The 23,392-nt window shown below is 70.8% G+C and carries 26 protein-coding genes and 1 pseudogene; 11 read left to right on the plus strand and 16 right to left on the minus strand.

The genetic code is table 11. The features are described 5' to 3' along the window. Both ACK4UM_RS16215 and tolB read left to right on the plus strand, forming a co-directional pair. A pseudogene (locus ACK4UM_RS16215) lies at window positions 1–894 on the plus strand (hypothetical protein); the annotation flags it as partial. 74 nt (window positions 895–968) lie between these two features. Beyond that, on the plus strand, window positions 969–2,303 hold the full coding sequence (gene tolB, locus ACK4UM_RS16220; protein ID WP_409801042.1) for a Tol-Pal system beta propeller repeat protein TolB: 1,335 nt from the start codon (window positions 969–971) through the stop codon (window positions 2,301–2,303). A gap of 260 nt (window positions 2,304–2,563) precedes the next feature. Here the strand turns inward: tolB and ACK4UM_RS16225 are convergent, their stop codons facing one another. Genes ACK4UM_RS16225 through ACK4UM_RS16265 form a run of 9 tightly spaced genes read right to left on the minus strand, consistent with a single transcriptional unit; the run spans window position 2,564 to window position 10,571 of the window. Next, complete coding sequence (locus ACK4UM_RS16225; RefSeq protein ID WP_409801044.1) at window positions 2,564–3,499, minus strand: 50S ribosomal protein L11 methyltransferase; 936 nt, start codon at window positions 3,497–3,499, stop codon at window positions 2,564–2,566. A gap of 1 nt (window position 3,500) precedes the next feature. After that, entirely contained in the window at window positions 3,501–4,328 is an 828-nt protein-coding gene (trpA, locus tag ACK4UM_RS16230; protein WP_409801046.1) for a tryptophan synthase subunit alpha, read from the minus strand. Next, entirely contained in the window at window positions 4,325–5,566 is a 1,242-nt protein-coding gene (gene trpB / locus ACK4UM_RS16235; protein ID WP_409801048.1) for a tryptophan synthase subunit beta, read from the minus strand. Before trpB ends, trpA begins: the two co-directional genes overlap by 4 nt. Beyond that, window positions 5,563–6,261, minus strand: coding sequence for a phosphoribosylanthranilate isomerase (locus ACK4UM_RS16240; protein WP_409801050.1), 699 nt, complete (start codon window positions 6,259–6,261; stop codon window positions 5,563–5,565). Before ACK4UM_RS16240 ends, trpB begins: the two co-directional genes overlap by 4 nt. A gap of 58 nt (window positions 6,262–6,319) precedes the next feature. Continuing rightward, a complete protein-coding gene (lpxK, locus tag ACK4UM_RS16245) occupies window positions 6,320–7,330 on the minus strand; it encodes a tetraacyldisaccharide 4'-kinase (protein ID WP_409801052.1) in 1,011 nt (336 codons plus the stop codon). A 1-nt stretch (window position 7,331) separates the two neighbouring features. Further along, window positions 7,332–8,627, minus strand: coding sequence for a 3-deoxy-D-manno-octulosonic acid transferase (locus ACK4UM_RS16250; protein WP_409801054.1), 1,296 nt, complete (start codon window positions 8,625–8,627; stop codon window positions 7,332–7,334). Continuing rightward, window positions 8,624–9,367: a lysophospholipid acyltransferase family protein gene (locus tag ACK4UM_RS16255; RefSeq protein ID WP_409801056.1), complete on the minus strand. Its 744-nt coding sequence runs from the start codon at window positions 9,365–9,367 to the stop codon at window positions 8,624–8,626. Before ACK4UM_RS16255 ends, ACK4UM_RS16250 begins: the two co-directional genes overlap by 4 nt. Before the next feature lie 49 nt (window positions 9,368–9,416). Continuing rightward, window positions 9,417–9,662, minus strand: coding sequence for a DUF4170 domain-containing protein (locus ACK4UM_RS16260; protein WP_409801058.1), 246 nt, complete (start codon window positions 9,660–9,662; stop codon window positions 9,417–9,419). A gap of 30 nt (window positions 9,663–9,692) precedes the next feature. Continuing rightward, the gene (locus tag ACK4UM_RS16265; protein ID WP_409801060.1) at window positions 9,693–10,571 is read right to left on the minus strand and encodes a 3'(2'),5'-bisphosphate nucleotidase CysQ; all 879 of its coding nucleotides are present in this window, start codon (window positions 10,569–10,571) and stop codon (window positions 9,693–9,695) included. A 385-nt stretch (window positions 10,572–10,956) separates the two neighbouring features. On the opposite strand from ACK4UM_RS16265, the gene ACK4UM_RS16270 reads away from it, so the two are divergent. Then, on the plus strand, window positions 10,957–11,448 hold the full coding sequence (locus ACK4UM_RS16270) for a DUF6101 family protein (RefSeq protein WP_409801062.1): 492 nt from the start codon (window positions 10,957–10,959) through the stop codon (window positions 11,446–11,448). A 35-nt stretch (window positions 11,449–11,483) separates the two neighbouring features. Here ACK4UM_RS16270 and ACK4UM_RS16275 read toward each other — a convergent pair whose 3' ends face one another. The 4 genes from ACK4UM_RS16275 to ACK4UM_RS16290 all read right to left on the minus strand — a co-directional run bounded on the left by ACK4UM_RS16275 (window position 11,484) and on the right by ACK4UM_RS16290 (window position 14,091). After that, window positions 11,484–12,272, minus strand: a complete 789-nt coding sequence (locus ACK4UM_RS16275) for an EAL domain-containing protein (RefSeq protein WP_409801063.1) — start codon at window positions 12,270–12,272, stop codon at window positions 11,484–11,486. A 179-nt stretch (window positions 12,273–12,451) separates the two neighbouring features. Then, entirely contained in the window at window positions 12,452–12,937 is a 486-nt protein-coding gene (locus ACK4UM_RS16280; RefSeq protein WP_409801065.1) for a cupin domain-containing protein, read from the minus strand. 69 nt (window positions 12,938–13,006) lie between these two features. Beyond that, on the minus strand, window positions 13,007–13,714 hold the full coding sequence (locus ACK4UM_RS16285; RefSeq protein WP_409801067.1) for an LrgB family protein: 708 nt from the start codon (window positions 13,712–13,714) through the stop codon (window positions 13,007–13,009). 20 nt (window positions 13,715–13,734) lie between these two features. Beyond that, window positions 13,735–14,091, minus strand: a complete 357-nt coding sequence (locus tag ACK4UM_RS16290; protein ID WP_409801069.1) for a CidA/LrgA family protein — start codon at window positions 14,089–14,091, stop codon at window positions 13,735–13,737. 234 nt (window positions 14,092–14,325) lie between these two features. Here ACK4UM_RS16290 and ACK4UM_RS16295 point away from each other — a divergent pair, with 234 nt between their 5' ends. Beyond that, window positions 14,326–15,240 carry a LysR substrate-binding domain-containing protein gene (locus tag ACK4UM_RS16295; RefSeq protein ID WP_409801071.1) on the plus strand — a complete coding sequence of 305 codons (915 nt, stop codon included), beginning with the start codon at window positions 14,326–14,328 and terminating at the stop codon, window positions 15,238–15,240. 9 nt (window positions 15,241–15,249) lie between these two features. Here ACK4UM_RS16295 and ACK4UM_RS16300 read toward each other — a convergent pair whose 3' ends face one another. The 3 genes from ACK4UM_RS16300 to hrcA form a co-directional block, all read right to left on the minus strand. Next, window positions 15,250–16,359: a hypothetical protein gene (locus tag ACK4UM_RS16300; protein ID WP_409801073.1), complete on the minus strand. Its 1,110-nt coding sequence runs from the start codon at window positions 16,357–16,359 to the stop codon at window positions 15,250–15,252. After that, window positions 16,356–16,877 carry a hypothetical protein gene (locus tag ACK4UM_RS16305; RefSeq protein WP_409801074.1) on the minus strand — a complete coding sequence of 174 codons (522 nt, stop codon included), beginning with the start codon at window positions 16,875–16,877 and terminating at the stop codon, window positions 16,356–16,358. Before ACK4UM_RS16305 ends, ACK4UM_RS16300 begins: the two co-directional genes overlap by 4 nt. A gap of 95 nt (window positions 16,878–16,972) precedes the next feature. After that, a complete protein-coding gene (gene hrcA, locus ACK4UM_RS16310) occupies window positions 16,973–18,073 on the minus strand; it encodes a heat-inducible transcriptional repressor HrcA (RefSeq protein WP_409801076.1) in 1,101 nt (366 codons plus the stop codon). A gap of 163 nt (window positions 18,074–18,236) precedes the next feature. On the opposite strand from hrcA, the gene rph reads away from it, so the two are divergent. From rph to rpmG, 7 genes are all read left to right on the plus strand, one after another. Beyond that, complete coding sequence (gene rph, locus ACK4UM_RS16315) at window positions 18,237–18,950, plus strand: ribonuclease PH (protein ID WP_409801078.1); 714 nt, start codon at window positions 18,237–18,239, stop codon at window positions 18,948–18,950. A 14-nt stretch (window positions 18,951–18,964) separates the two neighbouring features. Beyond that, entirely contained in the window at window positions 18,965–19,606 is a 642-nt protein-coding gene (rdgB, locus tag ACK4UM_RS16320) for an RdgB/HAM1 family non-canonical purine NTP pyrophosphatase (RefSeq protein ID WP_409801080.1), read from the plus strand. A 268-nt stretch (window positions 19,607–19,874) separates the two neighbouring features. Beyond that, window positions 19,875–20,690 (plus strand): HesA/MoeB/ThiF family protein, encoded by an 816-nt coding sequence (locus ACK4UM_RS16325; RefSeq protein ID WP_409801081.1) that lies wholly within the window; start codon window positions 19,875–19,877, stop codon window positions 20,688–20,690. Then, window positions 20,687–21,115: a DUF983 domain-containing protein gene (locus tag ACK4UM_RS16330; protein ID WP_409801083.1), complete on the plus strand. Its 429-nt coding sequence runs from the start codon at window positions 20,687–20,689 to the stop codon at window positions 21,113–21,115. The genes ACK4UM_RS16325 and ACK4UM_RS16330 overlap by 4 nt, the downstream gene beginning before the upstream one ends. Next, entirely contained in the window at window positions 21,099–21,857 is a 759-nt protein-coding gene (locus ACK4UM_RS16335) for an NUDIX hydrolase (protein WP_409801122.1), read from the plus strand. The genes ACK4UM_RS16330 and ACK4UM_RS16335 overlap by 17 nt, the downstream gene beginning before the upstream one ends. After that, window positions 21,854–23,026: an MFS transporter gene (locus ACK4UM_RS16340; protein ID WP_409801085.1), complete on the plus strand. Its 1,173-nt coding sequence runs from the start codon at window positions 21,854–21,856 to the stop codon at window positions 23,024–23,026. Before ACK4UM_RS16335 ends, ACK4UM_RS16340 begins: the two co-directional genes overlap by 4 nt. A 117-nt stretch (window positions 23,027–23,143) precedes the next feature. After that, window positions 23,144–23,311 carry a 50S ribosomal protein L33 gene (gene rpmG / locus ACK4UM_RS16345; protein ID WP_409801087.1) on the plus strand — a complete coding sequence of 56 codons (168 nt, stop codon included), beginning with the start codon at window positions 23,144–23,146 and terminating at the stop codon, window positions 23,309–23,311. The last annotated feature ends 81 nt before the right edge of the window (window positions 23,312–23,392 follow it).

Below are 23,392 nucleotides of genomic sequence, written 5' to 3' on the forward strand. Positions count from 1 at the left end.
CCGGCCCCGGTCGCTCCCCCGCCGCCGCCTCCGGTCGCCGAGGCGCCGCCCGCGCCGACGCCGCCCGCTCCCGAGGCGCCGAGCGTGCCTGCGCCGATCGTCGCCGAGGCGGCGGAGAACGCGGTGCCCGTGCCGCTGCCGCCCTCGCGCTCCGAGCGCGCCCGCGCCCAGGCCGAGGCGCAGCAGCGCATCGCCCGCGAACAGGAGCGCGCGCGCCAGGAGCAGGCGCAACAGCAGGCTCAGGCGCAGGCCCGCGAGGCCGAACGGCGTCGCGAGGAGGAGCGGCGTCGCGAGGCGCAGGCCCAGCAACAGCGCCAGCAGCAGCAACAACAGGCGCAGGCTCGGCAGGAGCGCGAGCGCGCCGAGCGCGAGGCCCGCGCCGCCGCCGATCGCCGCCGCCGCGAGGAGGAGGAGGCCCGCGCGAGCCGCGTCGCGGAGGAAGCGAGCCGCTTCAACCCGACCGACATCGCCTCGCTCCTGCGCTCGACCGACAATCCGGCGGCGACGGGCGCGAGCGGGCCCGAGCTCGCCCGCACCGCCTCGCTCGGCACCGCCACGGGCACCGCCTCGCGGCTGAGCCCGAGCCTGCGCGACCAGCTCATCGGGCTCATCAATTCGCAGCTGCGCGCCTGCTGGGACGCGCCGCTCGCGGCCCAGTCGATGAGCAATCCCCCCGTCGCGGTGGTGCGCTTCTCGCTGTCGCCCGAGGGCGGGCTCACCGCCGGCCCCGATCTCGTCAATTCCTCGTCGGATCCGCTGTTCGGCGCCGTCGCCGATTCGGCTTTGAGGGCGGTGCAGCGTTGCGCGCCGCTCCGGATTCCGGCCCAATTCGCCCCCTATTACGACGATTGGAGAACGCTGAGCGTGAACTTCAATCCCCTGGAAGCGTCCTGAACCGGTTCCAGACGCCAACCCGACCGGCGCCCTCGCGGCGCCTCGCGCAACCTCGAGCGGATCGACGAAACACAATGCGCACCTTGAAGATCGCCTGCCGGATCGGCCTCGCCGCCGCAGCGCTCGTGCTCCTCGCGCCCACCCTCGCGCCGGATACGGCCCGCGCGGAACTGGTCGTCGACGTGCGCGGCGGCCAGTTCCAGCCGATGCCGATCGCCGTGACGGATTTCGCCGGCGAGGGCAATCTCGGGCCCGAGATCTCCGGGATCGTGACGAGCAATCTCGGCCGCTCGGGTTATTTCGCGCCGCTCGCGCGCGACCGCTTCCCCGAGGCGGCGCCGGCCTTCGACGCGGTGCCGCGCTTCGACGCCTGGCGGGCGGCGGGCGTGCAGGGCCTCGTCACCGGGCGCGTCACCCGCGACGGGCAGGGGCGCCTGCGCACCGAGTTCCGGCTCTGGGACGTGACGACCGGCCAGCAGATCACCGGCCAGCAATTCTTCACCGACCCGAACAATTGGCGCCGCGTCGGCCACATCATCTCAGATTCGGTCTTCACCCGGATCACCGGGCTCGGCGGCTTCTTCGACACGCGCATCGTCTTCGTCGACGAGACCGGGCCGAAGGAGAACCGCCTCAAGCGCCTCGCGATCATGGATCAGGACGGCGCCAACGTGCGCTTCCTCACGCCCGGCGACGCATCGGTGGTGACCCCGCGCTTCTCGCCGCGCGCCCAGGAAATCGCCTTCATGGCGCAGACGTCCGGCGAGCAGCCGCGCGTGCAGGTGCTCAACCTCGAGACCGGCGCGCGCCAGGCCGTCGGCAACTTTCCCGACATGACCTCGAGCCCGCGTTTCGCGCCGAGCGGGCGGGCGATCGTGATGGCCCTCCAGCAGGGCGGCAACGCCAACATCTACCAGATCGACCTCGTCTCGCGCACGACGACGCGGCTCACCTCGTCGGTGGCGATCGACACCTCGCCGTCCTTCTCGCCGGACGGCACGCAGATCGTCTTCGAGAGCGATCGCGGCGGCACGCAGCAGCTCTACGTGATGAACGCGGACGGCTCGGACGTGCGGCGCATCTCCTTCGGCCAGGGCTCCTATTCGCAACCGGCCTGGTCGCCGCGCGGGGACCTGATCGCCTTCACGCGGATGTCGGGCGGGCGCTTCTCGATCGGCGTGATGCGCCCCGACGGCTCGGGCGAGCGCATCCTCACGGAGGGCTTCCACAACGAGGGGCCGGCCTGGGCGCCGAACGGTCAGTACATCGTCTTCTTCCGCGATCCGGGCGGCCAGTCCGGCGGGCAGCTCTACATGGTCGACATCACCGGCCGCGTCGAGGTCCAGATCCCCACCCCCGGCTTCGCCTCCGACCCGACCTGGTCGCCGCTTCTGTCCGAGGTGCGCTGAGGCGGGGCGGCGAGGGGGCGTTCTTCTCCTTCCCCTCAGGGGAAGGTGGCCCGGCGGCGGAGCCGACGGGTCGGATGGGGTCATTCGCAGCGAAGCTGCGAAGGGGCGTCGTCGTAGAGCGCCTTACGTAAGGAGAAGCCCAACGCCCCTTCGCTCCTTCGGAGCGAATAACCCCATCCGTCTCCGACCCCTGTTCGGGGTCGGAGCCACCTTCCCCTGAGGGGAAGGAGAGGGGCGCGCCTCGACGGATAGGAAACCCCCTACAGCGCCGGCCGCGGCGCCGCTCCTCCGCGGCGGAGCGTCAGCGCCGCCCAGCCTTCGAGATCGCGCCGGCGCACGAGCGCAAAGCCTTGGGCGCGATAGGCCGAGAGCACGCCCGGCACGTCGCGCGCGAGCAGCCCCGAGAGGACGAGCGTGCCGCCCTGCGCCGTCACCCGCGCGAGCGAGGGCGCGAGCCGCCGCAGGGGGGCGGCGAGGATGTTGGCGAAGACGAGGTCGAAATGGCGGGTGCGGTTCGCCGACGCGTGGCGCACGCCCGGCCCGACATAGAGCGAAAGATCGCCCGCGATGCCGTTGAGCCTCGCGTTCTCGCGCGCGACCGCGACCGCCACGGGGTCGATGTCGCCCGCGACGACCCGCCGGCCGGAGGCGCCCGGCCGCATCGCCTTGGCGGCGGCGAAGGCGAGGATGCCGGTGCCGGTGCCGACGTCGAGCACGCGCCGCGGCGGGTTGGTCTTCAAGGCGTCGACGAGGGCCAAGAGGCAGCCGCGCGTCGTGCCGTGATGGCCCGTGCCGAAGGCGAGCGCGGCCTCGATTTCGATCGCGACGTCGTTCTCGCGCACCCGGTGGCGATCGTGCGAGCCGTGCACGAGGAAGCGACCCGCGCGCACCGGCGCGAGGCCCTCGAGCGAGGCGGCGACCCAGTCCTTGGCCGCGATCTCCACGAAGGCGGCCGCGTCGATCGCGTCGCCCACGATCGGGCGCAGCAATTCGCGGATCGCGGGCTCGTCCGGCGCGCTCGCGAAATAGGCTTCGAGCAGCCAGGACGCGCCGTCCTCCGTCTCGAAGGCGGCAACCGCCGTCTCGGCGGGGTCGAAGACTTCGCCGAGGAGATCCGTCATCGCGCGCGCCGCGCCCTCGGTGGTCGAGAGGCGCAGCACATGGGTCGGGCGGTTGGGGTGGAGGCCTTCCAGCATGTCAGCGCCGCGCGCCGTGCACGCCGTCGGCGATCTCGCGCACGAGCGAGAGCACGCTCTCGGCCGTGTCGCCGCCCGCGCGCCCCTCCGCGTCGAGGCTCGCCTTCAGGCGGTCGATCAGAGCCGAGCCGACGACGACCCCGTCCGCCCCGCGCGCGATCGCGGCCGCATGCGCCCCGGTCTTGACGCCGAAGCCGACGACGACGGGGAGATCCGTGTGCCGCTTGATCCGCGCGACCGCGCCCGAGACCTTGTCGAAATCGGGCGTCGCGGCGCCGGTGATGCCGGTGATCGAGACGTAATAGACGAAGCCCGCCGTGTTCGCGAGCACCGCCGGCAGGCGGCGATCGTCGGTGGTCGGCGTCGCGAGCCGGATGAAGGCGAGGCCGGCCGCGAGCGCGGGCAGGCAGAGCTCGGCATCCTCCTCCGGCGGCAGATCGACGACGATCAGCCCGTCGACCCCCGCCGCCTTCGCGTCGGCGAGGAAGCGCTCGACGCCGTATTGGTAGATCGGGTTGAAATAGCCCATCAGGATCACGGGCGTGTCGGCATCGCTCTCGCGGAAGCGGCGCACGAGATCGAGCGTGCCGGCCGTCGTCTGCCCCGCCTTCAGCGCGCGCAAGCCCGCCGCCTGGATCGCAGGCCCGTCGGCCATCGGGTCGGTGAAGGGCAGGCCGAACTCGACGATGTCGGCCCCCGCCCCCGGCAGCGCCTTCAGGATCGCGAGCGAGGTCTCCGGATCGGGATCGCCCGCCATCGTGTAGGTGACGAGGACCGCGCGGTTCTCCGCGCGGGCCTTGGCGAAACGGGCTTCGATGCGTGCGGTCACAACCCGCCCCCCAGATGCTCGGCTACCGTGAAGATGTCCTTGTCGCCGCGCCCGCACAGGTTCACCACCATCAGATGGTCCTTCGGCTTGGCCGTCGCGATCTCGACCGCCTTGGCGATGGCGTGGGAGGGCTCGAGCGCGGGGATCAGGCCCTCGAGCTTCGAGAGGAGCTGGAAGGCGGCGAGCGCCTCGTCGTCGCGCGCGGAGATGTAGGTGACGCGGCCCTGCTCGTGCAGCCAGGAATGCTCCGGGCCGATGCCGGGATAGTCGAGCCCCGCCGAGATCGAGTGGGCGTCGGTGATCTGGCCGTCCTCGTTCATGAGGAGATAGGTGCGGTTGCCGTGCAGCACGCCCGGCTTGCCGCCGGTGAGCGAGGCCGCGTGCAGGCCCGAATCGACCCCGCGCCCGGCGGCCTCGACCCCGTAGATCTCGACGGAGGCATCGTCGAGGAAGGGGTAGAACAGGCCGATCGCGTTCGAGCCGCCGCCGATCGCGGCGATCAGCGAATCGGGGAGCCGGCCTTCCGCCTCCTGCATCTGCCAGCGCACCTCCTCGCCGATGACGCACTGGAAATCGCGCACCATGGCGGGATAGGGGTGGGGGCCGGCGACGGTGCCGATGCAATAGAACGTCGTCTCGACATGCGTGACCCAGTCGCGCAAAGCCTCGTTCATCGCGTCCTTGAGCGTCATCGAGCCGGAGGTGACCGGCACCACCTCGGCGCCGAGCATCTTCATGCGGAACACGTTCGGCTTCTGCCGCTCGACGTCGGTCGCGCCCATATAGACGACGCAATCGAGGCCGAAGCGCGCGCAGAGCGTCGCCGTCGCGACGCCGTGCTGGCCGGCCCCCGTCTCGGCGATGATCCGGCGCTTGCCCATGCGGATCGCGAGCAGGATCTGGCCGAGAACGTTGTTCACCTTGTGCGCGCCGGTATGGTTGAGCTCGTCGCGCTTGAGGTAGATCTTGGCGCCGCAGCCGGCTTTCGCGCCCGCGCGGACGTGCTCCGTCAGCCGCTCGGCGAAATAGAGCGGCGAGGGGCGCCCGACATAATGCTTGAGATAGGAGCGCATCTCTTCCGCGAAGGCGGGATCGGCCTTCGCGGCCTCGTAGGCCTGCTCGAGCGCGAGGATGTTCGGCATCAGCGTCTCGGCGACGAAGCGTCCGCCGAACATGCCGAAATGGCCGGTCTCGTCCGGCCCGTTGCGGAAGGAATTGGGCGTCTGAGGCGCGTTCACGGGCTCATCCTCTCGGCGGAAGGGATTTTGGCATAGGCCGATCGCGCGGCCGCCACGAAATCTGCGATTCGGGCGACGTCCTTGGCGCCCGGCGCGCTCTCGACGCCCGACGACACGTCGACGGCCTGCGCGCGCGTGAGCGCGATGGCGTCGGCGACGCATCCGGCGGTCAGCCCGCCCGAGAGCATGAAGGAAAGGCTCGGATCGAGATCGGCGAGAAGCCGCCAATCGAAGGCGAGCCCGTTGCCGCCGGGCAGAGCGGCGGGGTCCTTGGGCGGCTTGGCGTCGAGGAGGATCGACGCGCCCGCCGCGCGATAGGCGTCGATCGCGGCGAGGTCCTCGCGGGTGCCGATCCCGATCGCCTTCATCACGGGAATGCCGGTCGCGCGCGCGATCGCCGCGGCGCGCTCGGGGCTCTCGGCGCCGTGGAGCTGGAGGAGATCGGGGCGCACGCGCTCGGCGAGCGCGGCGAGCTCGTCGTCGGCCGCGTTCACCACGAGCGCGACGACGCAGGCGCGTCCCCGAGCGCGCTCGGCGAGCGCGGCGGCCGCGTCGAGGTCGACATGGCGCGGGGATCTGGGGAAGCGCACGAGCCCGACCATGTCCGCGCCGGCCAGAAGCGCCGCGTCGAGCGTCTCGGGCGTGGACAGGCCGCAGATCTTGATCCGGCCGGGAAGGGGCGGGCGCGTGGTCATCGCCCCACGCATATTGCGCGCGCGCCCGCTTGCCAAGGGCTCCCGATGTCGCCGCCCCTCACGCCCCCGGCTCCCCGGCCCGTCGCGCCGCTTCGATGCGGCGCATCACGAGCGCGAGGAGGCCCGAGGCGTTGGCGAAGCGCGCGGCGACGGGCAGCACCGCGAGCCCCGCGATCGGCCCGGTCTTGACCGCGTCCTTCGTCGTCGTGACCGCGAGGAGGCCCGCCGCGCGGGCGCGCTCGACGAGCGCCTGCGCCTCCCCCGGGGCATAGGCATGGTGGTCGGGCAGCGGCACCGCCTCGACGACCTCCGCGCCGATCGCGCGCAGCGTCGCGAACAGCTTCTCCGGGCGGCCGATGCCGGCGAAGGCGAGGACGCGGGCTCCCGCGAGCTGCGCGGCGGCGGCTTCGTCGGGCGCGAGGAGGGCGGCGAAGACCGGCAGGCCCCGCGCGCGCGCCGCGCTCGCCACCGCCGCGCCGCCCGGGCCGTCGCCCATCGTCACGACCGCGTGGACGTGCCCGAGCTGGCCCGCGAGCGGCGCCCGGAGCGGACCCGCCGGCAGGCACAGGCCGTTGCCGATCCCGGTCTCGCCGTCGACGACGGCGATCGTGCAATCCTTCAGGAGCGAGGGGTTCTGGAGCCCGTCGTCCATGACGATCACGCTCGCGCCCGAGGTCGCCGCCGCGAGCGCCGCGCCGGCGGGGCGGTCCGGGCTCACGATTGTGGGGCGCACCCGCGCGAGGAGGAGCGGCTCGTCGCCGACCTCGGCCGCGCCGTGCGTATCGGGATGGACGCGGGTGGGCTGCGCGACGCGCGCGCCGTGGCCGCGGCTGAGGAAGACCGGCCGCTCGCCCGCCCCCGCGAGGAGATCGGCGAGCGCGAGCGCGACGGGGGTCTTGCCGGTGCCGCCGACCGTGAAATTGCCCACGCACACCACCGGCAGCGCCGCGCGCACCCCCGTCTCGCGCATCCGCCGCGCGGTCACCCCGCCGACGATCGCCCCGATCGGCGCGAGGGCGCGCGCCGCGAGGCTCGGTCGCGGCGCGCTCCAGAAAGCCGGCGCTCGCATGTCATCCCTCTCCGCGCACGAGGCCGACGAGAAACGGATCGATCGCCCGTACGGTTCGCTCGAGCGCGCCGCCGAGACGCTCGACCGCCTCCGTGCCGCGCCGCCCCATCGTGCGCACGGTGCCCGCATCGGCGAGGAGCTCGGAGAGCGCTCCGGCGAGCGCGCGCGCATCCGCCACGGGGCGAGCGCCGCCGGCATTGTCGAGGGCCGCGTAGACGTCGGTGAAATTGTGCACGTGCGGCCCGTGCAGCACGGCGACGCCGAGCTTCGCCGGCTCGATCGGGTTCTGCCCGCCATGCGGCACGAGCGAGCCGCCGACGAAGACGAGGGGCGCGAGGCGGTAGAGGAGGCCCATCTCGCCGATCGTGTCGGCGATGTAGAGATCCGTCGCGCGGTCGGGCTGGAGACCCTCGGAGCGGCGGGCCGGGCGCAGGCCCGATTCGCGCGCGATCGCCGCGATCTCGGCGCCGCGCTGGGGGTGACGGGGGGCGACGATCGTGATCAGGCCCGCAAAGCGCTTGGCGAGCGCGCGATGCACCGCGATCGCGATCTCCTCCTCGCCGGGATGCGTCGAGGCGGCGAGCCAGACCGGCCGCCCGGCGGTGAGCGCCTGCAGGCTCGCCACGGTGCGCGGATCGGCGGGCGGGGGCGGCGCGTCGAATTTCAGATTGCCTGCCACGGAGACGCGGGGCGCGCCGAGCCGCTGCAGGCGCTCGGCGTCGGCGGGCGTCTGCGCAAGGCAGCAGGCGAAGCGGGAAAGCAGCGTCTCGGCGGCGTCCGGCACCTTGCTCCAGCGCCGGAACGAGCGCTCGGAGAGGCGGGCATTGACGAGGACGAGCGGGATGTTTCGCCGCTCGAGGGCGACGATGAAGTTCGGCCAGATCTCCGATTCGGCGAAGAGCGCGATGTCCGGCCGCCAATGGTCGAGGAAGCGGCGCACGTAGATCGGCACGTCGAGCGGCACGTATTGGTGGATCGCGCCGGGCGGCAGGCGCCGTGCGATCACCTGCGCGGAGGTGCGCGTGCCGGAGGTGACGAGCACCGCAATGCCCCGGCGCGTCAGCCGCTCGACGAGGGGGAGGATCGCGAGCGTCTCGCCGACGCTCGCCCCGTGCAGCCAGGCGAGGGGACCCTCGGGGCGCGCGCGCCCGGCATGGCCGCGCCGCTCGCCGAGGCGGGTCGGGTCCTCCTTGCCGCGCGAGCGGCGCCAATGCAGGAGCGCGCTCGCGGCCGGCGTCAGCGCGCCGACGCCGAAGCGATAGGCCCAGAGCATGGCCTTGGTCGAGACCCGGCTCATCCGCGCGCCTCCGCGGCCGCGGCGGCGCGCGGGCGCCGGCCCGGATCGTCGCGGCCGACGAGGGCATAGGCGCGGGCGTGGACGGCGTCGAGCGCCGCCTCGACCGCGATCCGCGCCGCCTCGAGCGCGTCGTCGTCGGCCTCCCGCGCGACGGCGATCGGCTCGCCGAAGACGATGGCGATGCGCCCGAAGGGCAGGCCGAGCGTCGCCCGGTCCCAGGAATCGAACACGAAGCGGCGGCTCGACACCACCGCCACCGGCACGATCGGCCGGCCCGAGAGCCGCGCGAGGGTGACGATGCCCGAACCCGCCACGCGCGAGATCTTCGGCACGTCGGCGGTGAGCACCACCGTCTCGCCGCCGTCGAGCGCGCGCAGCATCGCCCTGAGCGCCGAGGCTCCGCCCTTCTCGCGCAGGCGCCCGCGCCCGCGATCGCCCGAGCCGCGGATCGCGCGGATGCCGAGCCGCTCGAGGGCGATCGCGTTGAGCTCGCCGTCGCCGGAGCGCGACACGAGGCTCACCGAGCGGTCCTCGTCGCGCCGCGCGAAGGGCACCATCAGGTGCTGGCCGTGCCACATCGCGCCGATCACCGGGCGCATCGGCTCGAGCCGCGCGAAGGCGTCGGCGGGCTCGATCACGACCCGGCTCGTGCGGCGCACGAGCCGCAGATAGGCGGCGAACAGGCCGCCGAGCGCTCTCTGCACCCGCGGAATGCGTCCGATGCGCTTGAGAACGCCCATCCGCTTCGCTTCCTACCCCTTCGCTTCCGCCCCGCCTCCGCCGGCCGCCTCACTCGGCCGCCGGCTCGAGCAGGCGATGCAGGTGCACGATGAAATAGCGCATGTGCGCATTGTCGACGGTCGCCTGCGCCTTGGCCTTCCAGGCGGAATAGGCGGTGGCGTAGTTGGGGAAGATGCCGACGACGTCGAGCGCGTCGAGATCCTTGAAGCGGACCTTCGAGGGATCGGGCAATTCCCCGCCGAAGACGAGGTGGAGGAGCTGCTGCTCGCCGGTGTGGACGGTGGTCTCGGTCATGGTTTCTCGCCCCGGTTCTGGGTCGTTCGCTCAGCGGACGGCATCGCCCGCCCGGCCGTCCGTCGTCATGGCCTCAACGAGACGCGGATGCAAGCCGCGCGAGGTCGCGACGAGTTCGCCGTGCACGGGATCGCGCCGGTTGTAGACGGGCTGCCGGCCCGCGACGTCGGACAGGGTCCCGCCCGCCTCGGCGAGAACGAGATCGGCCGCGGCGAGATCCCAATCGCGCGCATTGCCAGAGACGAGGCCGACATCGACCTCGCCCGCGGCGATGCGCGCGATGCGCAGGGCGAGCGAGGGGATCTTCGGCGCCTCCTCGACAGGGCCCGCCCGCCGCGCGAGCGTCTCGATCATCGGCTTGGGGCCGGCGACGCGCGCGCCGACGAGCGTGTCGCGCGCGGCGACGGCGATGCTCGCGCCGTTGAGGCGCGCGCCGCGGCCACCGATCGCGGCATAATGCGCATCGTGAGCGGGCGCGTGCACGACCCCCAGCGCGGGGGCGCCGTCGACGAGGAGCGCGACGGCGATCGACCAGTCGGGATGGCCGTTCAGGAAGGCGCGGGTGCCGTCGATCGGGTCGACGATCCAGACGAGGCGGCGCGCGATGCGATCGGAATTGTCGGCGGTCTCCTCCGAGAGCCAGCCCGCCTCGGGCAGGAGGGCCGAGAGACGCACCTTCAGGAAGGCGTCCACCGAGACGTCCGCCTCCGTCACCGGGGAGCCGCCGGCCTTGTTCCAGATGCGCGCGCTCGTGCGCGCGCCGGGGCGGAAGAAGGAGAGCGCCATCGCGCCGGCCTCGCGGGCGGCGGCGGAGAGCGCCGCGGCGAGCGCGTCGTCCGCGCCGGGCGCGGCCGTCCGGGGAACATCGCCGGAAACATCGTTCGAGGCCGTGGCGGTGGGGGCGTTCATCGCGATCCGTCGAAGCGTCGCCGCGCCGGGCGATCGAAGTGCCGCCACGCCCCGCCGCAGACGCTGCGGGAGGGCGGCGGGCGAGCGTGGGCGCGACGACCGAGAGAGAGCCTCGGCGCCGCCTGCACGGGCGGCGCACGTCATTGATCTCTCAAGTAGGACGAAGCGGGCGCGCGCGCAATGGTCCGCGTCCGATCGCGTGCAAAGCGCCGTTCTCCGATAAGCATCGATTCAGCATCCGCGCCGTTCGCCTCTTCTTAACCGAAAAGCTTAAGGCCTTCCTGTGAAAGCAAAACCATCATGCTCGGCATCGATCGAGCGGCAAGACACGAACAACGTGTGAAGAAAAGCCGCCGATGTCGCAAGGAACGGCAAGGCGTCGAGCATGAAGGCAAAGCTCACTCGAGCGGCCGGAGCCGCCCAGGACGGCGGCTCCGGCTCCCCCGAGAAGATCCTGTCGCAGATCGCGGCGCAGGGCCGCGTCGTCTGCGCGACGGCGCCGCGCCCCGTCGGCGTGGCGATGCGCATCGCGGAGGGGGAGGGCGCCGGCGCGCCCGCCTTCGAGCTCGCGATCGTAGACGAGACCGGCGCGATCGGCTGCGTGCTCGGCCGCTATCCCGAGGAGGACGTCGTCGCGGAATGGCGGCGCCTCGGCCTCGCGAGCGGATTGCCGCTGATGCTGCAGAACCCGGACGGCAGCCTGTCCGCGCCCTATCCGCAGATCGGCCCGCTCGCCGTCGGATCCGTGCACTTTCGCCGCGGCCACGGCCTGCTGTCGGGCCGCCGGCCCCGCTTCCTCACCCGCCGCAAGACCGGGCGCCCGTGCCCGCGCCCCCTCGTCTATCGCGAGCGCGAGATCGTCTCCGGCCGCGCCTGAGCCGCGCCCCGGAATGACGGGCGGGTGAGAACATCTCACGCCACCGCCGCGACCTCGGACGCAGCCGCGGGCAGCACCGCCTCGGGGAGGCACTCGAAGCCGGGGCGCGCGAAGAGATAGCCCTGCTGGGCGACGATCCCGATCTCCGCGAGCGCGCGGCTCTCCTCCGCCGTCTCGATGCCTTCGGCGATCGGCACGATGCCGAGATCGGCGCACATCCGCGCGATCGCTCTCACGATCGCGGCCTTGGCGCGATCCGTGTCGATGTCGCGCACGAGGGCCATGTCGATCTTGACGAAATCCGGCTGGAAGCGCGCGAGCAGCGTCAGCCCCGAATGGCCGGCGCCGAAATCGTCGATCGCCGTCTTGAAGCCCATCCCGCGATAGGCGGCGAGGATGCGCACCATGTGGTCGAGATCGCGCGCGGCCTCGCTCTCGGAGAGCTCGAACATCAGGCGCCCGAGCGGGAAGCGGTGGCGGCGCGCGGCGATCAGCGTGCGGCGGATGCAGGTCTCCGGACGGTAGACCGCGTTGGCGAAGAAGTTGATCGACAACAGCCCCTCGCGCGCGGGCAGGTCCAGCAGGGCGGCGAGCCCGATCGCGCGGGTGCGCGCCTCCTGGTCGAAGGCGTAGCGCGTCTCGTCGGTGACCTGCGCGAGCACGCTCCCCGCCCCCTCGCCGCGCGCGCCGCGCACCAGGGCCTCGTAGGCGAGAACGCCGCCCGACCCGACATCGACGATCGGCTGGAACGCCATCGAGATCGGCAGGGTGAAGCGCGACGGCGCGCAATCGTGGCAGGCGGGGGCGCGGAGGGCGGCGGACATCGGGGCTCCGGGGGGGGCGTTGCGGCGACGCCCCGAGCGGGGCGCCGCCGGGGCGATCCGCTTTGTGCGTGATCGCCCGAGCAGAGGCTGATCGCAGCGTGCACGCAGGCGCTTAACGGGCGGTTTAGCCGCACGCGTGCCGCGCAGGTGCGTCGGCCGCCGCGCGCTATTCTCGCGTGTCAGACGTCGCGCAGGTCGTCCTCCGCGACGAGCCGCTCCGCCTCGGGCGTCACGATCAGCCAGCGGCCGCGGCGCGGATAATGGCACAGGTCGATCGCCTCGCGGGTCCCCGCGAGGAGGTAGACGAGGGGCTCGGGCCCGAGCGCCGTCATCGCGTGCGGCGGATGCCCCACCGCGAAGCCCGCGAAGGCCCCCGCCTCCAGGATCCGCTCCTCGTCGCCGAGCGTGAGCCGCGCGCGCCCCGACAAGACGTAGACGAACTCCTCCTCGACCGCATGGGCGTGCAGCTCCGTCGTGTCGTCGCCGGGCTCGACGCGCACGAGATGCACCCCGATCCGCGAGAGCCCCACCGCATCCCCCAGCGCGCGCGTCAGGCGACGGGCGTTCGGGTTGAGCGGATGCCGGAACTCCCGCTCCTCGACCCGCCCGACATCCTCCGCGGACAGGACGGGGTCCGGCAGGTCTCGCACGGGGATGAAGGGCACGGCGCGCTCCTGTTCGTTTCGACGAGAGAGCGATCGTAGCGGCGCGTCGCCGGGTGTCCACGGGGAGGCTCACCCGAACGCTACGAAGGCGAGCGGGACGAGGAAGGCGATGGCGCAGCCCATCAGGCCCATGCCGAGCGTGGCGAAGGCGGCGGCCTTCGGGCCGATCTCCAGGGCGCGGGCGATGCCGAAGGCGTGCGCGGCGACGCCCAGCGTGAAGCCGCGGATCGCCTCGTCCTCGACGCGCAGGAGGCGCAGGAGCGCGGGCGTGACGATCACGCCGAGGATGCCGGTGACGAAGACGCTCAGGACGGTGAGAGCGGGGTCGCCGCCGATTCGCTCGGCGACGCCGAGCGCGATCGGCGCACTCACCGACTTGGTGGCGAGCGAGACGAGCATCGCGTGGTCGAGGCCGAAGGCGAACCCGATCGCGAGCGCCGACAGGACGATGCCGGTGCCGCCGATCGCGAGCGTCGCAAGGAGCGCAGGCAAGGCCGCACGGGCCTTGCGCAGGTTGTCGTGCAACGGAACGGCCAAGGCGACGATTGCTGGCGCTATCAGGAGATGCAGCATCGTCGTGCCCTCGAGATAGGTCGCATAGGGCATCCCGGTAACGGCCAGGAATGCGACCATCGCGAGGATCGCGATCAGCACGGGCTGGAGGATCGCGAGCCGTCCGGAGCGCTCGTAGAGGAGCGTCCCGAGCTGGAAGGCGCCGACGGTGGTGCCGACGAGGACGAGCGGATGGGCGAGGAGGGGTGCTGCCGAGATTGACATGTCGGTCTCCGGAGCTCGGTTCAGACGCGCGGCGCGAGGAGGCGCAGAACCGTCGAGACGGCGACGATCGCCGCGACGAGCGCGAGAACGAGGGTGGCGACGAGGCGGGCGAGATCGGCCTGCGGCATTCCGCCGAGCGTGATCACGCCGACGCCGAGCGGCACGAGGAAGAGCGGGAGGAAGCGCAGCACGGTGCGCGCGCTCGTTTCGATCTCGGCCATCGCCGACGGCGCTTCGCCGCGGCGTCTGCCGGCGAGCGCGAGCGCCGACAGGAGAAGCACGAGACCGACGATGGCGCCGGGAACCGGCAACGCGAACGTCGCGACGAACAGTTCGCCGGCGATGGTGAAGCCGATGATGGCGAGGATGCCTGACATTGCGATGTCTCCTGCGGGCGAGCAGGGTCGCTCGCGCGCATCGATCGCGCGCGGCCGAGCGGCTCGGAACGTGTCTCTTCGGGTTGCGGCGCGAGGATGCCGGCCGCCTCGGCGTCGCGGTCCGGAAGCCGAGCCTCGCGACACGGGAAAGCTACGGATTTCCTCGCAGTGCGGCAAACGAGTAGATTTCAGCCCTGCATTGAGTTTTTCTCAACTGTCTGACGAGAGGGCGTCGTGAGCCTGCCACCGATGAACGCCCTGCGCGCCTTCGAGGCGGTCGCCCGCAACGGAAGCTTCAAGCGTGCGGCCGAGGAGCTGCACGTCACGCCCGCCGCGGTGAGCCATCAGATCAAGACGCTCGAAGACTTCCTCGGCTTCTCGCTGCTCGATCGCGACAGCCGCACGGTAAGCCTCACGCCGGCCGGGCGGCGTTGCTATCCCGGCATCCATGCCGGCTTCGAGAGCATCCGCCTCGGCATCGCTCAGGCCCAGGCGCGCGGGGCGGTGGCCACGCTCACGATCACGGCGGGCCCCGCCTTCGTTTCGAAATGGCTGGCGCCGCGGCTCGCCGGCTTCGCGGCGGCGCGTCCCGAGATCGACACGCGAATCGTCGCCGGCCTCGCCATCGTCGATCTCGAGCTGGAGGGCATCGACGTCGCCATCCGGTTCGGAGATCCCCGCCGGATCGAGAGCGCGGACCGCACGCGGCTGTCGGTCGAGCGGCTCGTCGAGGAATCGGTCACGCCGCTCGTCGCGCCCGGAGCGGCGAGCGGCCTCGCGAGTCCCGCCGACCTCGCCGGAGCGCCGCTCATCCACGACGATTCCCTGCGCGCCGTCTCCCCCGACGTGCCCGATTGGTCCGCCTGGCTCGCCGCCGCTGCGGTCGGCGGCGTCGATCCCGCGCGGGGCTTGCGCTTCAGCAATGCCGATCATGCGCTCCAGGCGGCGATCGACGGAGCGGGCGTGGTCCTCGGCCGCCGCGTGCTCGCCGCCCCCGACGTCGCCGCCGGCCGCCTCCTCGCTCCCTTCCCGCTGACCCTGTCGTCCGGCCTCTGGTTCCACTTCGTCACCCCGCTGACCCGCCGCGCCGATCCCGCGGTGGCGGCGTTCGCGGAGTGGATGCGGGAGCAATTGGGCGAAGCGGGGTGAGCGGGGGCGTCACTCTGCAAGGTCGATGTCGACGAGGCGCATTTTTCCCCTGTGTTGCGACACCTTTGCGATTACAGGCTTGTTAACCATATTTCCGATCACGTCATCGAGTTGCTCGGATACACCAAAAATGAGATGTTCTTCACCGTCCACAGCGACCTTAACCCAATCCTTATCAAGCTCTAGTGCGCGGAGAACGCCCTTGAGCAAGGCGTGTTGTGGTCCAGTGTCACTGATCTCGGATTGTCTAGACTTTTCCAGTTTCCGGGTCAGCGTGGCTCTCTTCGGCGCGGTAATGACTACAGGTGAAGCCATGCTGTCTGTTTGCAGTGACAGGCTCTCAAATTGGCTCCCAGTCGGGGTAAGGTTTCTCGCCATCTTCAGAAATGCCATCCTGTATTCTTCCTCCGGGATACTTTGCGCAATTCTACTTTCGTCCTCCGAGAATGTCGACTCGACGACTTCGAAAAACCGCATTGCGACTGTTTCCGGATCTACAGGTAGTGGGAATAGATCCATCTGCGCAGGCTTTTCGATTCCGATAGAAAACCTATAGCTGCCCGGCGGTGCTTGGAAGAGCCAAGGACGGAACGCGTCCTGCAACTCGCGTGAAGGCAGCCCTCGCCTGCGAAGTGGCTTTTTCTGTAGCATTTCGATGGTTCTGAACAACATTGATTTGATTGTTTGGATTTTATCTAAGACTAGATCTAGTGGGGCAGCTCCAATAGACACGTTTCCACCTTCAATGGATACGGTGAGCTGCCCGGGTAGCAAGTGAATTCCTGCGTTATTGACTTGCTGCATTGACCATGTTTTCTGCAGCATTTCTTTCGTTTGTAAGGTTGCGAACTGAAGGATGTCACCTCTAGTCAAGAGTTCAAGTCCCAGGCGCTCAAGTTCAACTGCTTCTTCCGCCCTGAAGTACAAAGCAACAGCGCTCAACCCCAAAATGCTCGAGGTTCGGGGTTTCCCTTGCTCGACCGCTCTATATGCACGCTCTTCAAGCTCTGCCGCAGACCGGTAGAGTTTTTTTGCCTTTGAAAAATCGAGCTGCCGCGAGGCCTGCTCAGCCAAGTCGGCCTCCGCTTCCGCTTGTGTGTGGAAAGCAAGCCAGTTCATCGGGGTATCGTCCCTATTAGTACGAGTAGTTCCCGAAAACCGAAAACAGCAGCTATGGCGGGAGTGTCGCTCTCGCCGTTCTCCGCTTGTTTTTTCTTAACATCCAATCTCCGCTGTATCGTAGCCACATCGCCGCGGTCGACACCGGAAACCTCAAGCCTGATAGCGGTTTCGAGATCAAAATCTGCACCTGCTGGAACTAGATAGTAGTCTGCGCCGCTTTTGTTCTTTGCTCTTGTGAACGCAACTAAACCTTTTTCATTTTCAACCGCGGCAAGACAAACAGCATATGCTCCGTCGCAGGTGGCATCTGTCTCGTTTGCGTTAGCGGCTATAGTCCTGTCGTCAGGCGCAGTCCACAATATAGTGAACTCGGAAGCCACATCGTCTGAGTTTACCTGCGCGTCGCTAGGAGGTTGGTGATGCCTTCCAAGGCAGACGGTTGCGGCTTCGTAGTAAGCTTGTGCTCTCGCTGGAGTCAATCCAACATGCCGCTCATCTAAGCGCTCGATTACCAACAGGCGTCTCTTATCTTCCCCCATTCGCAGTGCCCCCGGTTGTTCTTGGCGCACGATCTTTAACCGCATTGGGCTGAGTATGCAACACGCGACCCCTACCGCCCCCCCTCCAAGATCCGGCTCAGCACCTTCGCGGTGTAATCCACCATCGGGACGATGCGGGAATAGTTGAGCCTCGTCGGGCCGATGACGCCGAGCACGCCGACGATCTTCTGCGCGCCGTCGCGGAAGGGGGCGGCGACGAGGGAGGAGCCGGAGAGGGAGAAGAGCTTGTTCTCCGAGCCGATGAAGATGCGCACGCCCTCGCCCGCCTCGGCGCGAGCGAGGAGGTCGATCACGTCGGTCTGGGTCTCGAGGTCCTGGAACAGGAGGCGGATGCGCTCGAGATCCTCGAGCGCCTTGAGGTCCTCGAGCAGGTTCGCCTGCCCGCGCACGATGAGCTGGCGGCTCTCGCCGCCGTCGGAGGGCAGCGCGACGCCGGCCTCGACGAGGCGGGCGGTGAGCGCGTCGAGCTCGGCCTCCATCATCGCGCGCACCGCGAGCGTCTCCTCGCGCGCCTCGGCGAGCGTCTTGCCGCGGATGCGCGCGTTGAGGAAGTTGCCGGCTTCGACGAGCGCCGAGGCGGGCAATCCGGCGGGGAGGTCGAGGAGCCGGTTCTCGACCGAGCCGTCCTCCGAGACGAGCACGACGAGGGCGCGGGCGGGGTCGAGGCGCACGAATTCGATATGCTTGAGCCGCGGATCCTGCTTCGTCGCGACGACGACGCCCGCCCCGCGCGAGAGGCCCGACAGCATCGCGGAGGCCTCCGCGAGCGCGCTCTCGAAATTGTGTCCGGTCGCGGCGGCGCGCATCTGCACCTCGATGCGCTCGCGCTCCTCGCGCGACACCTCGCCGATCTCGAGCATGGCGTCGACGAAGAAGCGCAGGCCGAGCTCGGTCGGCAGGCGACCGGCGGAGGTGTGCGGCGCGTAGACGAGCCCCGCATGTTCGAGATCGGCCATCACGTTGCGCACGGAAGCCGGCGAGAGCGGCGTCTGCAGGAGCCGCGCGATGTTGCGCGAGCCCACCGGCTCGCCCGAGCCGAGATAGCTCTCGACGATCTGGCGGAAGATCTCGCGCGAGCGCTCGTTCAGCTCCGCGATGGCGCGGGCCTGCGAGGGCGTCGCCCCAGAGGGTCGGGAAGTCTCGGCCGACATCTGCCGTGTGTCCTCGCCTGCGACGGGTCCGTGATGTCGATTATGTGACGTCCCCGCCCGCGCGACGCAAGCGCGGATCGCCGCCCGCCGCGACGCCGTCGCGCTTGCCGGGGGGCGTCGATCGGGTCTAAGACCCGTGACGCCCGATACGAAGGAGACGCCGATGCGCCCGTCCAAGCGCGCCCCCGACGAGATGCGCCCCGTCACCCTCGAGCGCGGCGTCGTCCGCTACGCGGAGGGCTCCTGCATGGTGACCTTCGGCGAGACGAAGGTGCTCTGCGCGGCGAGCCTCGAGGAGCGCGGGCCGGGCTGGCTGCGCGGCACCGGCAAGGGCTGGGTGACGGCGGAATACGCGATGCTCCCGCGCGCCACCCACGAGCGCACCCGCCGCGAGGTCAATGCCGGCAAGCCCTCCGGGCGCACGCAGGAGATCCAGCGGCTGATCGGCCGCTCCTTGCGCGCGGTGGTCGATCTGCACGCGATCGGCGAGCGCCAGATCGTCGTCGATTGCGACGTCATCCAGGCCGACGGCGGCACCCGCACCGCGGCGATCACCGGCGCCTGGGTGGCGCTGCACGATTGCTTCCGCTGGATGATGAGCCGCTCGATCATCTCGGTGAACCCGATCCGCGACCACGTCGCGGCGGTCTCCTGCGGCATCCATGCGGGCCGCCCGGTGATCGATCTCGACTATGCCGAGGATTCGGCGGCCGAGACCGATGCGAACTTCGTCATCACCGGCAAGGGCGGCATCGTCGAGGTGCAGGGCACGGCGGAGGGCAAGCCCTTCTCGGAAGAGGAGCTGATCGGGCTCCTGCACCTCGCCAAGGTCGGCGTGGCGCGGCTCGTCGACTTGCAGAAGCAGGCGATCGCGTGAGGGAGACGGCGCGGATGTCCCATCGCAGATTGGAAGGCCGCGTCGTCGTCGCGACCCACAATGCCGGCAAGCTCGTCGAGATGCGCGACCTCCTCGCGCCCTTCGGCATCGAGACCGTCTCGGCGGGCGAGCTCGGCCTGGCCGTGCCGGACGAGACCGGCCACATGTTCTCCGAGAACGCCGCGCTGAAGGCCCACGCCGCCGCGAAGGCGACCGGGCTGCCGGCGCTCGCGGACGATTCGGGCCTGTGCGTGCAGGCGCTCGACGGGGCGCCGGGCCTGTTCTCGGCCGATTGGGCGGTCGCCAAGGATTTCGGCCCGGCGATGGCGCGCGTCGAGCGGGAGCTCGAGAAGCGCGGCGCCACCGACCGCCGCGCCTGGTTCGTCTCCGCGCTCGTGATCGCCTGGCCGGACGGGCACGAGGAATTGTTCGAGGGCCGCGTCCACGGCGAGGTGGTGTTTCCGCCGCGCGGCACGGCCGGTTTCGGCTACGACCCGATCTTCCTCCCCGATGGCGAGACGCGCACCTTCGGCGAGATCACGAAGGCGGAGAAGCACGGCATCGACTGGGCGCATCCGGAGCGGCCCGGCCTCTCCCACCGCGCCCGCGCCTTCCAGGCGCTCGCCGCCGCATGCCTGCCCCCGCGCCGGACGTGAGGGGTCCCGACGCGACGAGCCGCCGCCGCTCTCCTTCCCCTCAGGGGAAGGTGGCCCGGCGGCGAAGCCGACGGGTCGGATGGGGTTTTTCGCCGCGACAGCGGCGAAGGGGCGTCGTCGTAGAGCGCCTTACGTTATGAGAAGCCCGACACCCCTTCGACCCTTCGGGTCGAAAAACCCCATTCGTCTCCGACCCCTGTTCGGAGTCGGAGCCACCTTCCCCTGAGGGGAAGTAGAGGGCGTGGATGCGACCGACCGAGGGAGAGAGATGCCGTTCGACGAGGACGAGATCGCCCGCTACGCCCGCCACCTCGTCCTCCAGGACGTGGGCGGGCCGGGCCAGGCGAAGCTGAAGGCGGCGCGGGTGCTGGTGATCGGCGCGGGCGGGCTCGGCGCGCCGGCGATGCTCTATCTCGCGGCGGCGGGAATCGGCACGATCGGCATCGTCGACGACGACGTCGTCGATCTCTCGAACCTGCAGCGCCAGGTCATCCACGCGACGCCCGATATCGGCCGCCCGAAGGTCGAGAGCGCGGCGGAGGCGATCGGGCGGCTCAACCCGCATGTCGCGGTCGAGCCGCACCGCCTGCGCCTGACGCCGGACAACGCGCGCGCGCTGATCGCCCGCTACGACCTCGTCCTCGACGGCAGCGATAATTTCGAGACGCGCTACGCCGTCTCCGACGCCTGCTTCTACGAGGAACGACCGCTCGTCACGGCGGCGCTCGGCCAGTTCGACGGCAGCCTCACCACGATCCGCGCCCACGAGCGCGGCGCCGACGGGCGCCCGAACCCGACCTGGCGCTGCCTCTTTCCCGATCCGCCGCCGCCCGGCGCCGTGCCGACCTGCGCCACCGCCGGCATCCTCGGCGCGCTCGCCGGCACGATGGGCTCGCTCGCGGCGCTGGAGGCGATCCGCGAGATCGTCGGCTTCGGCGAGGGCCTCGTCGGCCGCCTCCTCATGGTCGACGCGCGCGCCATGCGCTTCGAGACGCTCCGTTATGCATGGGACCCGGGGAACCCGTTGAGCGGCGAGGGCGTCGGCACGTCGCCGACCCGTCGCAGCGAGGAGCCTCGAGAATGACGCAGACCGAGACCCCTGCCCGTGTCGGCTGGGCGCGCGGCATCGGGCGCGGGCTCAGGATGCGCTGCCCGGCCTGCGGCGAGGGGAGGGCCTTCGGGCGCTTCCTGAAGGTGCGCGACGCCTGCGAGGCGTGCGGACAGCCGCTCCACCACCACCGCGCCGACGACCTGCCGCCCTACGTCACGATCTTCATCGTCGGCCACGTGGTCGGCTACGGCGTCCTCGTCAGCGAACTCTCCTGGGAATGGCCGCTCGCGTGGCATCTCGCTATCTGGCCGGCCTTGACCTTCGCCCTCGCGCTCGCCTTGATGCAGCCGATCAAGGGCGCGGTCGTGGGCCTGCAATACGCGTTGGGCATGCACGGCTTCGGCGGGGCACGGGACGAGGACGGGGCGCGTGAGCGAGACGATGGACGAGACGGGTAGCACGGGCGGGGCGGCGCTGACGGAGCGCCTCACCAAGGCCGAGCGCGAGCGGCGCTGGCCCAACGTGCGCCCGAAGGACGCCGCGACGCTGATCGTCATCGACCGCGACGGCGCCCGCCCGCGCGTGCTGATGGGCAAACGCCACGAGAGCCACAAATTCATGCCGGGCAAGTTCGTATTCCCCGGCGGCCGGATCGATCCGAGCGACCGGCGCATGGTCGCCGCCGGCATGCTCGACGACCGCACGGACGCCGCCCTGTCGAAGCGCGTGCAGCGCCCCTCCTCGGCCCGCGCGCGGGCGCTCGCGCTCGCGGGCATCCGCGAGACCTGGGAGGAGACCGGTTTGATGCTCGGCTCGACCGATTACGGCGCGCCGGAGATCGAGATCGAGGGGCCCTGGGCGGATTTCGTCGCGGCGGGCGTCTATCCCGAGCTCGACCGCGTGCAGTTCGTGGCGCGCGCGATCACCCCGCCGCGCCGGCCCAAGCGCTTCGACACGCGCTTCTTCGCGATCGACCGGGAGGACATCGCGGCCGAGCGCGAGGGCGTCGTCGGCCCCGCCTCCGAGCTCGTCGAGCTCGTCTGGGTGGAGCTCGCCGCCGCGCGCGATCTCGATCTGCCGACGATCACCACGGTCGTCCTCGACGAGCTCGAGGCGCGCCTCGCCGCGGGCTTCGATCCGATGCTGCCGGTGCCCTTCTACCACGAGCGGCACGGGGCCTTCGTCCGGGAGCTTCTGTGACGGCCGAGGCGGCGCAGGCGCGCCGGTCCCGCAACGCCTCGATCGCGGCCGCGATCGGCGCCATCACGGCGGTCGGGATCGGCTTGAGCCTGTCGATCCCGCTTCTGTCGATCGAGATGGAGCGGATGGGCGTCTCGGGCACCGGGATCGGCCTCAACACGGCGGTCGCGGGGCTCGCCGCGGTGATGGTGGTGCCCTTCGCGCCGCGCATGGCGCGCGCGATCGGCGTGCTCCGGCTGATGTGGATCGCCGTCCTCTCCGCCGCCTCGTGCCTGATCGGCTTCTGGCTGGTGCGGGATTTCTACGCCTGGTTCCCGCTGCGCTTCGTCTTCTCCGCCTCGATCGGCGTCCTGTTCGTGATGTCGGAATTCTGGATCAACGCCGCCGCGCCCCCGCAGAGGCGCGGCTTCGTGCTCGGCATCTACGCGACGGTGCTGGCGACGGGCTTCGCGGTGGGGCCGGCCGTGCTCGCGCTCGTCGGCACGAGCGGGCTCGCGCCCTATCTCGCGGGGGCGCTCCTCGTCCTGGGCGCGGCGCTGCCGCTGCTTCTCGCGCGCGGGCTCTCGCCGGCGGTCGGACACGGCGCGGGGCGCAGCCTCGCCGCCTTCGTCGCCGCCGCGCCGATCGCGACGCTCGCGGCGCTCGTGTTCGGCGCGGTGGAGAGCGGCGGTTTCGCCCTGCTGCCGGTCTACGGCCTCTCGCTCGGCTACGGCGCGGAGAGCGCGGCCTTTCTCGTCAGCCTCGTCGCGCTCGGCAACGGCGCCTTCCAGATCCCGATCGGCGCCTATTCGGACCGCGTCGACCGGCGCATCCTGCTCCTCGGCATCGCCGCGATGGGCCTCCTCGGGGCGCTCCTGATGCCGCTCGCGGCGCAGAGCGTCCTGTGGCTCGGCATCCTGCTCTTCGTCTGGGGCGGGGTGGCGGGCGCGCTCTACACGGTCGGCCTCGCCCATCTCGGCGCCCGCTTCTCCGGGCCCGATCTCGCGAGCGCCAACGCGGCCTTCGTGATCCTCTACAATCTCGGCATGATCGTCGGCCCGCCGACGCTCGGCGCAGGCATGGACGCGCTGCCGCCGCACGGTTTTCCCGCGACGCTCGCGGCCTTCTTCGCCCTCTATCTCGCCCTCGTGACGATCCGCCTCGTGCAGACCCGCCCGCGAGGCACTTGACGCCGGGCGGCGGATCGCGCAAAACGCCGCGGAGTTTCGGCCGGGCGACCCCCGGCCCTTTCCCTTTTGGCGGCTGGCACGGGGTCTCCGGCAGCCGCGGAGACCCGAGAGGACACCATGGCCAAGGCCGTCACGATCAAGATCAAGCTGCTCTCCACCGCGGATACGGGCTACTTCTACGTCACGAAGAAGAACACCCGCACCATGACCGAGAAGCTCTCCTTGAAGAAGTACGACCCCGTCGCGAAGAAGCACGTCGAGTTCAAGGAAACCAAGATCAAGTGAGCCGGCCCCTCCGCCCCTAGGCGGACCCGCTCGAGAGAGGCGCCCTCCGGGGCGCTTTTTTCGTTGCGCGCGTGAGGGAGC

It is taken from the genome of Salinarimonas sp. (genome assembly GCF_046292825.1).
Lineage (GTDB): Bacteria > Pseudomonadota > Alphaproteobacteria > Rhizobiales > Beijerinckiaceae > Salinarimonas.

Excerpts from the sequence above, each read along its gene's own strand:
- tolB (WP_409801042.1), top strand. The coding sequence starts at position 969 with ATGCGCACCTTGAAGATCGCCTGCCGGATCGGCCTCGCCGCCGCAGCG.
- ACK4UM_RS16225 (WP_409801044.1), bottom strand. The coding sequence starts at position 3,499 with ATGCTGGAAGGCCTCCACCCCAACCGCCCGACCCATGTGCTGCGCCTC.
- ACK4UM_RS16240 (WP_409801050.1), bottom strand. The coding sequence starts at position 6,261 with ATGACCACGCGCCCGCCCCTTCCCGGCCGGATCAAGATCTGCGGCCTG.
- lpxK (WP_409801052.1), bottom strand. The coding sequence starts at position 7,330 with ATGCGAGCGCCGGCTTTCTGGAGCGCGCCGCGACCGAGCCTCGCGGCG.
- ACK4UM_RS16250 (WP_409801054.1), bottom strand. The coding sequence starts at position 8,627 with ATGAGCCGGGTCTCGACCAAGGCCATGCTCTGGGCCTATCGCTTCGGC.
- ACK4UM_RS16255 (WP_409801056.1), bottom strand. The coding sequence starts at position 9,367 with ATGGGCGTTCTCAAGCGCATCGGACGCATTCCGCGGGTGCAGAGAGCG.
- ACK4UM_RS16260 (WP_409801058.1), bottom strand. The coding sequence starts at position 9,662 with ATGACCGAGACCACCGTCCACACCGGCGAGCAGCAGCTCCTCCACCTC.
- ACK4UM_RS16265 (WP_409801060.1), bottom strand. The coding sequence starts at position 10,571 with ATGAACGCCCCCACCGCCACGGCCTCGAACGATGTTTCCGGCGATGTT.
- ACK4UM_RS16270 (WP_409801062.1), top strand. The coding sequence starts at position 10,957 with ATGAAGGCAAAGCTCACTCGAGCGGCCGGAGCCGCCCAGGACGGCGGC.
- ACK4UM_RS16275 (WP_409801063.1), bottom strand. The coding sequence starts at position 12,272 with ATGTCCGCCGCCCTCCGCGCCCCCGCCTGCCACGATTGCGCGCCGTCG.
- ACK4UM_RS16285 (WP_409801067.1), bottom strand. The coding sequence starts at position 13,714 with ATGTCAATCTCGGCAGCACCCCTCCTCGCCCATCCGCTCGTCCTCGTC.
- ACK4UM_RS16290 (WP_409801069.1), bottom strand. The coding sequence starts at position 14,091 with ATGTCAGGCATCCTCGCCATCATCGGCTTCACCATCGCCGGCGAACTG.
- ACK4UM_RS16300 (WP_409801073.1), bottom strand. The coding sequence starts at position 16,359 with ATGAACTGGCTTGCTTTCCACACACAAGCGGAAGCGGAGGCCGACTTG.
- hrcA (WP_409801076.1), bottom strand. The coding sequence starts at position 18,073 with ATGTCGGCCGAGACTTCCCGACCCTCTGGGGCGACGCCCTCGCAGGCC.
- rph (WP_409801078.1), top strand. The coding sequence starts at position 18,237 with ATGCGCCCGTCCAAGCGCGCCCCCGACGAGATGCGCCCCGTCACCCTC.
- rdgB (WP_409801080.1), top strand. The coding sequence starts at position 18,965 with ATGTCCCATCGCAGATTGGAAGGCCGCGTCGTCGTCGCGACCCACAAT.
- ACK4UM_RS16325 (WP_409801081.1), top strand. The coding sequence starts at position 19,875 with ATGCCGTTCGACGAGGACGAGATCGCCCGCTACGCCCGCCACCTCGTC.
- ACK4UM_RS16330 (WP_409801083.1), top strand. The coding sequence starts at position 20,687 with ATGACGCAGACCGAGACCCCTGCCCGTGTCGGCTGGGCGCGCGGCATC.
- ACK4UM_RS16335 (WP_409801122.1), top strand. The coding sequence starts at position 21,099 with ATGGACGAGACGGGTAGCACGGGCGGGGCGGCGCTGACGGAGCGCCTC.
- rpmG (WP_409801087.1), top strand. The coding sequence starts at position 23,144 with ATGGCCAAGGCCGTCACGATCAAGATCAAGCTGCTCTCCACCGCGGAT.